The sequence below is a fragment of the Bacillus sp. EB106-06-01-XG163 genome (genome assembly GCF_058791615.1).
In genome coordinates this window covers 1-13236 of the sequence record NZ_JBYTDS010000026.1, presented here as the reverse complement: position 1 = coordinate 13236, position 13236 = coordinate 1, and the positions used below count along the sequence as shown (strand labels likewise).

Annotated in this window: 3 protein-coding genes; all 3 read left to right on the top strand. The window is 49.5% G+C overall.

Annotated elements, in window-relative coordinates:
• Positions 1–3855 (top strand): amino acid adenylation domain-containing protein (locus AC3WTF_RS19075; RefSeq protein ID WP_492314341.1); only part of this gene is annotated, 3855 nt, incomplete at its 5' end.
• A 25-nt stretch (positions 3856–3880) separates the two neighbouring features.
• Entirely contained in the window at positions 3881–11578 is a 7698-nt protein-coding gene (locus AC3WTF_RS19070) for an amino acid adenylation domain-containing protein (protein WP_492314340.1), read from the top strand.
• A 15-nt stretch (positions 11579–11593) separates the two neighbouring features.
• A partial coding sequence (locus AC3WTF_RS19065) for a condensation domain-containing protein (protein ID WP_139851967.1) occupies positions 11594–13236 on the top strand: 1643 nt, incomplete at its 3' end.

The window sequence follows — 13236 nt, the reverse complement described above, 5'->3', positions numbered from 1 at the left end:
GGCCTTCACCGCATCGCCCGGGATCACGGCTCCACTTTGTATATGGTGCTTCTCGCCGCGTACAATACGTTACTCGCGCGATTGAGCGGGCAGGAAGACATCATCGTCGGCTCGCCGATTGCCGGGCGTCCGCACAAAGACCTTGAACCGATTCTCGGCATGTTCGTCAACACGCTCGCCATCAGAACGGAGCCGAAAGGAGGCAAACGGTTCACCGATTACTTGGCGGAAGTCCGCCAGGCCGCGCTTGAAGCGTATGAGCATCAGGACTACCCGTTTGAAGAGCTGGTGGAGCGGCTCGGCGTGCAGCGGGACATGAGCCGCAATCCGCTGTTTGATGCGATGTTTATTCTTCAGAATATGGAGCGAGAAGAGATAAATCTGGCCGGTCTGAAGGTGTCACGATCAGAACATACCGAACATGATGTATCAAGTTTTGACCTGACCTTATCAGCGGCTGAATCCGATGGAAACATCCGCTTTGAAATGGAATTCAGCACCGAGCTTTTTATGAAAGAAACGATTGAACGCTGGATGGGCCACTTACTGAATCTCTTGCGCCATGTTGCCGCCGAACCGGAAGTCACACTATCGAAAGCTGACATTTTGGATGAAGAAGAAAAACAAAAGTTACTGATTGAGTTTAATAACACACAAACCGAATTCATGGAAAAACACAAACTGTTTCACCAGTTGTTTGAAGAGAAAGCAGAAGAAACGCCTCATCAGACCGCTGTTATTGAAGGAACACAACAGATCAGCTATTCGCAGCTTAATGAGCGGGCAAATCGGCTTGCGCGAACATTACACAAATATGGATTCGGTCCGGGAAAAAGAGCAGCTATATTGGCAAACCGTTCGATTGAAGCGATCGTCAGTGTTCTTGCCGTCATGAAATCGGGAGGGGCGTATATACCAGTTGACTCCCATTATCCTGAGGAACGGATTCGCTATTTATTAAAAGACAGCGCGGCATCCGTCTTGATGGTGCAGTCAGAATACAAAGAACTTGCTTCACAGCTGACGGATCACAATTTATTTCTCATTCAGCTTGATCATGAAGATCAATACGATATTTGTGCAAAGAATATTCAGCCGGCAGCGTCACCGGATGATACTGCATATATCATATATACTTCGGGAACAACGGGAACGCCGAAGGGAGTCGAAGTCAGAAATCGCAGCTTTACGCATGCAGCACTTGCATGGCGCAGGATTTATGAGCTTGATCTTATACCGGTCAGAGTGCTGCAGATGGCGAGTTTCTCATTTGATGTATTTTCAGGAGATCTTGCACGCGCCCTGCTAAACGGGGGAACGCTTGTCATTTGTCCGGATGACGTCCGGCTTGAGCCGCAACAGCTTTATCGGCTCATTGATCAGTACCGTATCACGTTTATGGAGTCGACACCCGCGCTGATTGTTCCGTTTATGGAATATATATATCGCCGGAAGCTCGCGCTGCAAAGTGTAAAAATACTGGTACTGGGTTCAGATATGATCAAGTCGCAGGATTTTTATACGCTTCATGAACGCTTCGGAAAAGAAATGCGGATCATTAACAGCTACGGTGTAACAGAAGCGACAATTGATTCTTCGTATTATGAAGCCGAAATGAGCGAAAAGCCGCGGGAAGATGATGTGCCGATCGGTGTTCCGCTTCCGAATGTACAAATGTACGTCTTAAACAAAGACAAACAGGTCCAGCCGATCGGCGTTTTCGGAGAGCTGTATATCGGAGGGGCCGGCGTCGCCAAAGGATATTGGGGACAGCCTGAGCTGACAGAGGGCGCATTCAGTGACCCGTTACAAACGGGAGAAACGCTTTACAGAACCGGAGATCAGGCTTGCTGGCTGCCGGATGGTACTCTTCGTTTTCAAGGGCGGATTGATAAGCAGGTAAAAATCAGAGGCTACAGAATTGAGACGGGAGAAATAGAAAGTGTGCTTTTGAAACACGATCAAGTCAAAGAAGCGGCTGTTACCGTGATGAAAGATGCCGAAGGACAAGCCCGATTAGCGGCATACATCGTTCCTAAAGAGGCCGATATCTCATCACTTCGCCAGTCTCTAATGCAGGAGCTCCCGGCTTATATGATGCCGTCCCATATTATCGGTTTAGACAGCATGCCCCTGACACTGAACGGCAAACTTGATAAATCGGCATTGCCGGCAGAAGAGATACATTCATCCCAGGCATTTGTCGCGCCCGGCGATGAAAAACAGGCGATGTTATGCCGGATTTGGGAAGATGTGCTTCATATTCAGAAAGCGGGAATCCATCACTCTTTCTTTGAGCTTGGGGGAGATTCCATTAAGGCGCTTCAAGTGTCAGCCCGACTCGCCGGAGAAGGCTGGAACATGTCGATCCGCGATTTGTTTCAATTCCCGACGATTGCAGAACTCGCGAAGCACCTCACGCCGGCTGTTGCAACTGCTGATCAGGGGCCGATAGAAGGAAGCGCTCCGCTGACACCGATCCAGCAGAGATTTTTTGAGGAGCCGGGTGCGTTTGAGCTTCATTATAACCAAGCGGTCATGCTGTGCAGTGAAGACAGCCTCGAAATAGATGCGCTGTATCAGGCGGTTTGCGCGCTGACCGAACATCATGATGCGCTGCGAATGACTTTCACTGAAAATGAGCATGGGGAAACGGTTCAATATAATCGCGGAATCACAAAGCAGTATGAAGAAATATTTACGCTTAACGTCATAGATATTTCAGAAGAAACGCAGCCCGAAAAACGGATAGCCGCTGAGGAAAAAGAAATACAGCAGGCCATGCGCCTTGATCAAGGGCCTCTGTTGCATCTCGGAGTGTTCCGGCTGAAAGAAGCCGACCATCTGCTGATCACGATTCATCACCTTATCGTGGACGGCGTGTCATGGAGGATATTGCTTGAAGATCTGCAGACAGCTTATCAGCAGGCGTTGGACGGCAAACAAATCGAACTGCCGCCGAAAAGCGATTCTTATATCAAATACGCTGAAGAACTTTTTGACATTTCCAAAAGCAAAGCATTGCTGGAGGAAGCCGCATACTGGGACAGCGTGATGTCTAGTGAAACAGCGCCGCTGCCGAAAATAACTGATGAAAACGCCGGACGATTGCAGGAAAACGCGCGCACGGCATCGTGGATATTAAGCAGCGAAGTCACGAAACAGCTGCTGTTGGAAACACAGCAGGCATACGGAACGGATGTTCATGAATTGCTTTTAACGGCGCTTGGAATGGCGCTTCATGAGTGGACGGGTTCCGAACAGATCCTTATCAGCACTGAGGGGCACGGGCGCCAGGGGCATATGCCTGACATTGATATGTCAAGAACGGCAGGATGGTTTACATCTGTTTACCCGGTGCTTTTGGATATGAGAGTGCCGGACGGCTCAGGCGAAAAAACCGCTCACAGCATAAAGACGGTAAAAGACATGATGAGACGGGTTCCTCATCACGGAACCGGCTACGGGCTGCTGAGATATTCGCGAAACATTCTTTATAAAGACCCAGAAATAAGCTTTAACTATCTCGGTGCGTTTGACGGTCTTGAGGGAACGCTGAAGATGTCACCGTTCAAACCACAGCATGATATAGCGGCCGGGCGCATCCGCGAATTTGATCTGGATATTAACGCGATGGTGGCGGCCGGGCAACTGGAGGTAAAAGCCGTTTATACCGATGTATTTGCACCGGGGGCAATCGAGTTCTTCATGAATCGTTTCCATACTCACCTCGAGGACATCATCGCCCATTGTTCCGGCAAGAAAGAGCGGGAAAAAACATTAACGGATTACAGCCATACAGAATTGACCGCTCAAGCACTATCAAGCATTGAAGATCTCGTAAAAGGACTTTAATTTCATAAAAAGGTGTGTGGCATTCGTGACACAAGCGACAGAAATTCAAGATATTTACCCTTTATCATATATGCAGGAAGGCATGCTGTTTCATTCGCTTCTGGATTCCGGATCAAACGCATATGTCGAGCAGATTTCGTTTACAGTCAGCGGGGATTTATGCATTGATACATTCCAAAAAAGTCTGGATATGCTTGTCAGCCGTTATGATATTTTCAGAACGATTTTCATAAAAGAAGTGCCTGACCTTGAAGGGCCGCAGCAGGTTGTCCTTTCACGCCGTGACACTGCCGTACGGACTGAAGACATTTCAGATTATTCGGAAGAACGGCAGCAAAGCATCATTGAGGAATTCAAGGAAACCGACCGGCATAAGGGGTTTGATCTGCAAAAAGGCCCCTTAATGCGCCTGACTCTTTTTCAAACGGGAGAAAACCGCCATACGTGCGTTTGGACTCACCATCACATTATGATGGACGGCTGGAGCTTGGGCATTGTGCTGAAAGATTTCTTCAGCATGTATTATGCGAACCGGAACGGGCGGCCTGTAAACCTCGGCAGTCCGGCTCCGTACAGCTCTTATATCAAATGGCTCCGAAGCCGGAATAAAGAAGAAACGTCAGCGTTCTGGTCGCGCTGCTTGGAAGATTACGGAGAAGTCGTTTCCGTTCCACAAACGAAGAATAAGCCGGCGCAAAACGGTTATGCATCTGAGCATTTTCAATTTTCCCTTGAGTCTGAAACCGTGCAAAAACTGACAGACATTGCCCGAAGCACCGGGGTCACGCTGAATACTATATTTACGAGCATTTGGGGACTGCTTCTCCATCGTTACAACGGCACTGAAGATGCGGTATTCGGTTCAGTTGTTTCCGGCAGGCCGTCAGCTATCGCCGGCATCGAATCCATGGCCGGACTGTTTATCAATACCGTGCCGGTAAGGGTGCGCGCGGCTGGGGATATGACTTTTTCTTCTCTTCTCAAAAAGGTGCAAAAAGAGTCACTCGCTGCGGAAGAGCACAGCTATTATCCGCTTTATGACATCCAAAACGAAAGCGGTCTGCAAAAAGATCTATTGAATCACATCCTGGTTTTTGAGAATTATCCGGTTCAGATGCAGACTGCGGTAAACGGCTGGAAGCAAACCGAAAGCAGTGCGCTCTCACTTGAAAACTTTTCGATGGCGGAAGAAACCAATTACGATCTTAACGTCGTCATCGTTCCGGGAGAAGAGTTTTATGTGAAATTCAGCTACAATGCGGGCATCTACGATCGGGAAGACATGAAACGGATCAAAGGGCATATTCTGGAGGTCATCTCCTGTGTAACGGAAGATCCGGACAGGCTTTTATCAAGCATCAGTCTCGTGCCTCCGGAGGAAGAAGCCTTGATTCATTCGTTTAACGAAACGAACCGTCCATACCCTGAGACAACCGTTCATGGGCTGTTTGAAGAACAGGCGGCAAAAACGCCTGACCAAGAGGCGTTGAGATATAACGGGGTAAGCTGGAGCTACAAGAAATTAAATCAGCGGGCGAATCAGATTGCGCATGCGTTAAGGGAAAAAGGCGCACGCCCCGACCAGATCACCGCTGTTATGCTGCGCCGATCAATGAGTACGGTTGCCGCTCTGCTCGGAATTTGGAAGTCGGGCAGCGCCTATATGCCGATTGATGCGGAATTCCCGCCTGAACGGATTTCATTTTTACTGAGAGACAGTGAAGCCTCACTGCTCGTGACCGAAAAGGACCTGCTCCCCCTCATTCCGCCGCATTTCAAGGGCAGCGTCGTCATCATGGAGGAAACGGTTTCCCAGCAGACCGCACCGCTTCCGCCGGTATCTGACAGCGGAAATTGGGCGTATGTCATTTACACCTCCGGAACGACAGGCCGGCCGAAAGGGGTGCTTGTACAACACAAAGCGATCAGCAATACATTGCAATGGCGGCGTGAAGAATACGGGATGACAGAAAGGGACATAGCGCTTCATCTTTTTTCATACGTATTTGACGGGTCATTAACGAGTCTTTTCACTCCGCTTCTGTCGGGCGCCTGTGTATTGTTAACTGATGAAGATGATGCGAAAGACGTCCTTTCAATAAAACAGAAAATCACCCGCCACGGAGTGAGCCATCTTCTGATCGTTCCGTCTCTGTATCGCGTTCTGCTTGATTCGCTGACGAAAAAGGATGCGCAGACACTTCGGGCGGTGACATTTGCCGGGGAAGCGGCCACTCCTGATATCGTGGAAGCGAGCCGCAACATATGCCCGAATGCCGAGCTGCTGAATGAATACGGGCCGACGGAAAACAGTGTGGCAACGACGATTCTGCGCAACCTGCAAAAAAGCAGCCGGATTACGATCGGGCGCCCGATTGCCAACACTTCTGTCTATATGATGCACGGAGATCGGCTGCAGCCGGTCGGAGCCGTCGGTGAACTGTGTATTTCCGGAAAAGGTCTGGCGGACGGATATTTTCAGCAAAAAGAGCTGACGGACAAAGTCTTTACCCCTCATCCGTTTCGTGAAGGTGAACGGCTGTACAGAACGGGAGATGCAGCCCGATTTTTACCGGATGGAACGATTGAATATATGGGACGCTTTGACGATCAGGTGAAGGTAAGAGGTTACAGAATTGAATTAGGAGAAATCGAAACGGCACTCAGAAGTCTGTCCGGGGTAAAAGAGGCGGCAGTCATGGTGCGCAAAACGGCGGACGGGGAACAGGAGCTTGCAGCTTATGTCGTACTGAAAAATGCGGGTGTGACATTTGACCCTCATGCCGAATTGGCCGGGAGATTACCTGCTTATATGATACCGGGAAGCTTTACCAAATTAACGGAAATGCCGCTGTCTGTGAGCGGAAAACTTGATCGGGCCGCACTTCCTGAGCCGAAAGAAGCCGGGAGAACCGGTGATTATCAAGCTCCGCGCACAATGCTTGAGACTGAGCTGCTGTCTATTTGGCAAGAAGTGCTGAAACGGGAACACATCAGTATGAGAGATGATTTCTTCCAAATCGGCGGACAGTCGCTGAAAGCCGCGTCGCTTGTTTCAAACATACATAAACGGCTGCAAATTGAACTTGCCGTCCGCCATGTTTTTGAACATCCGACCATCGAGAGCATGGCCCGCTTCCTTGAACAGAGGAAAAGAGGAGAATATGCAGAAATCACGCCTGCGGAGGCAAAGGACTTGTACCCGCTATCTTTTGCGCAAAAAAGGCTCTATGCCCTTCATCAGCTTGCAGCGGACAGTACGGGCTATCATATGCCCGCTTGTCTGGAACTGAGCGGCAGACTCAACCGGGATCGTCTGCACGAAGCCTTTTCAGCGCTGTTACAAAGGCATGAAGCGTTACGCACATCATTTGTTTTACGAAACGGGGAGCCGATGCAGCACATACATGCACATGTCGATCTTGACCTCACAGAGATTCACATGCCATCCGGGAACCTTCTTCAAGAGGTGATGGAAACTTTCGTCAAACCGTTTGACGTGGAAAAAGCGCCGCTTTTGAGAGTGACTTTAGCCAAAGTTACTGAAGAACGTCATTTTCTGCTGCTTGATATGCATCATCTTATCGCAGACGGTGTGTCAATGAGCGTTCTGATTCAAGAATTGACGGATTTGTACAGAGGAAAAGAGTTGCGGCCGTTAAAACTCCAGTACAAAGATTTTTCCGTCTGGCAGCATGAGCGGTTTGCCGCTGAAGAATTTAAAAGACATGAGCGTTATTGGCTGGATGCGATCGGGGAAAACATTCCCGTTCTTGATCTGCCGCTCGATAAAAAGCGCCCTCAGCTTCCTGATTTCAGCGGGTCCGTTGTTCGAACGCGCCTTCAAAAGGAAACGGCGGAGAACTTGCGCCGGCTCATGGATGAGACGGGTTCGACACTGTATATGATTCTTTTGGCAAGCTACTCCTTGTTCCTTTCTAAATTGGGCGGGCAGGAAGACATTGTCGTCGGTTCACCTGCGGCCGGCAGAAGCCGCGCTGAGCTTGACGGGGTCATCGGCATGTTTGTAAATACCGTGGCAATGAGAAGCAGGCCGAAAGGGGATAAGACATTCCGCGCTTATTTAGAAGAGGTGAAAATGCTCGCCCTCGGCGCGGCCGAACATCAGGACTTCCCGTTTGAAGAACTTGCCCAAAAGCTTGATACACACCGGGAAGTCAATCGCAATCCGCTGTTTGATGCCATGCTCGTTTTGCAAAACAGTGATGATTTCGAAGTGAACCTTCCGGGCTTATCCGTTTCTTTACATGCAGTGAAGCATGACATTTCAAAATTCGACTTGACGCTTCATGCCGAGGAACGGCCGGATGGCTCACTGGATTTTCATTTTGAATACAGTACCGCGTTGTTTGAAAAAGATACGATCGAACGGTGGGCCGGTCATTTTAAAGAGCTTTTAGGACAAATCGCAGCGGATTACGAACGGAAGCTGTCTGACATTCATTTGCTGGGCATAAACGAGCGGCAGATGCTTCTTCAAGCGGAAAATCAAACGGCGGAGTATCCGAGGCATGAAACGATTGTCAGTTTATTTGAAGCACAGGCGGAAAAAATGCCGGATCAAATTGCAGCCGTCATGTCTCATGAGCGTCTCACCTACCGCGAGCTCAATGAAAAGGCGGATCGAATCGCCGATATACTGTCGGAAAACGGCATCCGCTGCGGACAGATTGTCGGAATTATGACCGAACGATCTCCGGATATGCTGATTGGGATTCTCGGTATTTTAAAAGCGGGAGGAGCTTATCTGCCGATTGATCCTGACTATCCGGACGAGCGGATTTCATTTATGCTGACTGACTGCGGCGCGCGTGTTCTGTTGACGCAATCGGGTCTTGGGATATCCGGAATGGACGGGCTTCCGGTTTTATACATCGATAAGCCTGAATCCGTTTCAGCAGACAGAACGAAAGAAATAATAACGCCTGAACAGCCGGCTTACGTGATTTACACATCGGGCACAACCGGAAAACCGAAAGGCGTTATGACGGAACACCGCAATGTCATCAGCCTTATCACACATAAAGGACTGCCGTTTGATTTCGGCTCTGAAGACGTCTGGACGCTGTTCCATTCCTATTGCTTTGATTTTTCTGTCTGGGAAATATTCGGCGCGCTCTTATACGGCGGAAAGGTAGTTATCGTGCCGAAAGACACAGCCCGTGATCCGCATTTGTACCGGCAGCTGCTGCAAAGTGAAGGCGTAACGGTGCTGAACCAAACGCCGACGGCTTTTTCCGGACTCATTCATGAAGAGGCCGGGCATACGGACAAGCTGAAGCTTCGATATGTCATTTTCGGCGGAGAAGCGCTTCAGCCCGGCATGCTGAAAAGCTGGAAAGAGAAGTACCCGGAGACGGAGCTTGTTAATATGTACGGTATTACGGAAACCACGGTTCACGTCACATGCAAAAAACTGAATATGGATGATATTGAGAGAAACAAAAGCAATATCGGCAGACCGCTGGAAACCCTTCATGCTTTTGTTATGGACGCCTATATGAATCCGCAGCCGATCGGAATTCCCGGTGAGCTTTATATCGGCGGGGAAGGCGTCGCGAGGGGATATGTAAACAGGGATGATTTAACCGCCTCCCGTTTCATCACGAATCCGCACGTTTCCGGCATGCGGCTCTACCGGACGGGTGATATCGCCAAAAGGCTCTCAAATGGCGAGCTGGAATATGTCGGGCGGAAAGATGCGCAAGTAAAAGTCAGAGGCCACAGAATTGAGCTGGGAGAAATTAAATCAGCGCTGCAAGAGCTTTCCTCCGTGAAAGAGGCCGCCGTGATCACACGTGCTGATCAGCACGGTCAGCACTCCATTTACGCATACGCGGTCTTACACGGGAACGAAAAGATAAAAGAAGCAGAGATTCAGGCCTCTCTCAGAGCTTTTCTGCCGGAATATATGATTCCCGCCCGCTTGATAGCGCTTGATGAACTGCCTCTGACGGCGAATGGGAAGCTGGACGAGAAGGCGCTCCCGCAGCCTGAATTAAATGATAGCCTTGGAGATGATATCAGCCTGAGAAATGAAACTGAAGAAATGATGGCTGACATTTGGGAAGAACTCTTAGGTGTTGAAGGTCTCGGCCCCAATGCTCATTTCTTCCATCTCGGCGGGGATTCGATTAAAGCGCTGCAAGTATGTGCGAGGCTGAAACAGCAGGGCTATGAAACGACCGTCCGCGAGCTGTTCGAGCATCAGACACTGGGAGAAGTATCGATGCGGCTCCGGAAAGTCCGCCGCGTGATTGATCAGGCTCCCGTCACGGGAGACGTTCCGCTGACGCCGATCCAGCACTGGTTCTTGTCGCAATCATTGCCGCATGATCATTTTAATCAGTCGGTTATGCTCCGCAGTGCGGACAGAATCAATGAATCTGCTATGAGAAAAGCGTTGGCACAGCTTGCGGTTCATCATGACGCATTACGGATGGTATGCGGCACGCAAAACGGATCGGTGATTCAATATAACAGAGCGGAAAAGCTTTCTGAAGAAGAACTCTTTACGTTTGAAACGCTTGACGTGAGAGGGAAAGGGTCATTACAAGAGGAGCACGCCGCAATTGAACAGGCGGCCGCCTGTATTCAAACTTCCATTCGGCTGGAGACGGGTCCGCTCGTAGCTGTCGGATTATTTCACGCTAATGATGGCGATCATCTGCTGCTTTCCATTCATCACCTTGTCATTGACGGGGTGTCATGGCGGATTTTATTTGAAGATCTCACCGCATGCTACAGGCAGGTGCTCGAAGGAAAAGAAACCGCGCTTCCGGCAAAAACCGATTCCTATCAGACTTACGCGAAGCAAATCTCTGATTATGCAAAAAGCCGCCGGCTGTTACAGGAAGCAGACTACTGGTCCGAAAGAGAAAGAGCGGCGGTCGAACCGCTTCCGAAAGATGCCCGCATCTCTTCCAATCTTCTGAAAGATACAGATGTGATGACCGTTACATTGACGAAACAGGAGACTGAGCAGCTGTTAACAGAAGCGAACAGAGCATACACAACAGAGACGGGTGAATTATTGCTTGCCGCGTTAAGCCTTGCGCTGAACAGATGGACCGGAAACGAGACATTCAAAATCAGCATGGAAGGCCACGGAAGGGAAGAGCACTTGGAGCATCTTGATATCAGCAGAACCATCGGTTGGTTTACGTCAATTTATCCGGTATTGGTTGACGCAAGTTTTCAAGATCAGGCTGATGACGGCGAGCGGCTCGGCTATCACATTAAGCGGACAAAAGACATGATGCGCCGCATTCCGTATAAAGGAGCGGGATACGGGGTGCTGAAGTATATAAGCAAACTCTGGGAAGAGACTGAATCCGATTCTCCTGAAATCAGTTTTAACTATCTAGGGCAGTTTGACAGGGAGATCCGTTCCAGCGGCTTTGGTGTTTCTCCCGTAAAAGCGGGAAATGAAGTCAGCCCAGACTGGGAACGTCCGTACACACTTGATATCAGCGGCTCCGTATCGTCGGAATGTCTCAGCATGCATGTCGTGTACAACCGTTTTCAGTATCAAAAAGAAACGATTGAAGTTTTGACGGGATATTTTCATGCCTTTCTCAAGCAGATCATCTCGCATTGCACAGGCAAAGAGGAGCGTGAATGGAGCGCCGCTGATTTCAGTGACGAGGAGTTAACGCTGGAAGATCTGAGTGACATTATGGGAGCCGTCAACAAACTATAGAAAAGGAGTGGCGCAATGGGGCAGCAACCGGAAATACAAGATATATATCCTTTATCTTTTATGCAGGAGGGCATGCTTTTTCATTCTCTGTTGGATCATGACTCAAGAGCCTACTTCGAACAAGCGGTGTTTACGATCAACGGACAGCTTGACCGGGAACGATTCCAAAAAAGTATAGATGCTGTTTTTGAACGATTCGATATTTTCCGTACGACATTTATTCATAAGAATGTGGCGAAGCCCCGCCAAGTCGTGTTGAAAAACAGGCCGAGCCGCGTTCAGTTTCATGATATTTCTCATTTGGACGAGAAGGCACAAGACAAATATACCGACCGGTTCAGAAAAGAAGATAAAGATAAAGGCTTTGATTTGCAATCAGACCCTCTCATGAGAGTCTCCATTTTGAAAAAAGCGCCTGAACGCTATGTTTGTATCTGGAGCCATCATCATATCGTCATGGACGGCTGGTGCTTCGGGATTGTCATGAAGGAATTTCTGATGATCTATCAATCTCTGGGAGACGGGCGGCTCCCGTCTCTCGAGCCTGTTCAGCCATATGGTAAGTATATTAAATGGCTCATGAAGCAGGATCGTAAAGAAGCCGAGATTTTTTGGAAAACGAGACTTGCCGATCTTGAGCAATCGGCGTCTCTTCCGAAAAAATCCGCGGAACCAAATGGCGAACTTGAGCAGGCGGTTTTCACCATTTCTGAAGAGCAGACAAATGAGCTGAAGAACATTGCGGCAAGGGCGGGAGCAACGCTGAATACAGTGTTCCAGGCACTGTGGGGCATGTTGCTGCAGCGTGTCAGCCGCTGTGATGACGCCGTTTTCGGTTCTGTCGTTTCCGGCCGGCCGTCGGATCTCGCAGGCGTGGAAAAAATGGTGGGACTGTTTATTAATACGATTCCCGTGCGGGTGAAAAGCGGTTCATTTTCTTTTCTGGAGCTCGTCAGGCATTTGCAGCAGGAGACGCTGCAAGCAGAAGCGTACAGCTATTATCCGCTGTATGACATTCAAGCGCAAAGCCCTTTGAAGCAAGCGCTATTTGACCACATTATCGTGTTTGAAAATGTGCCGGCCCAGCGTGAAATTGAAAATGTGAGTCAGTCCGGTTCATTTGATTTTGCGGTAGAAGATTTCACGATGGAGGAAGTCACAAACTACGGATGCAGCATAAAGGTGATTCCGGGAAATTCTCTTTATATCCGCTTAAACTTTGATACCGGTATATACGACAGCGTTTTTATGAAGAATATCGAAACATTTTTACGGCATATGATGAATTCAGTCATCTCCGATCCTGAAATTTGCGCCTCCGAGATCGCATTGCTTGATGCGCGTGAAGCCAGAAGTATGCTGGATGCGTTTAACCGTACAGAAGCGGTTGAACCGCCGGCTCCGACGCTTCACGGACTGTTTGCCCGCCGCGCCGCGCTTTCGCCGCATCGTCCGGCGCTCCGTTTTCCGGGCGGCATGCTGACGTACGCCGAGCTCGATCAGTACACAGACAGGCTCGCCGTTCGGCTCCGACAAAAAGGCGTCCGCAAAGAAAGCATGGTCGGCGTGCTCGCTGAACGTTCGCCGGAGATGGTGGTTTCAGTGCTTGCCGTGTTAAAAGCGGGCGGCGCCTACGTGCCGCTTGACCCGGAGTATCC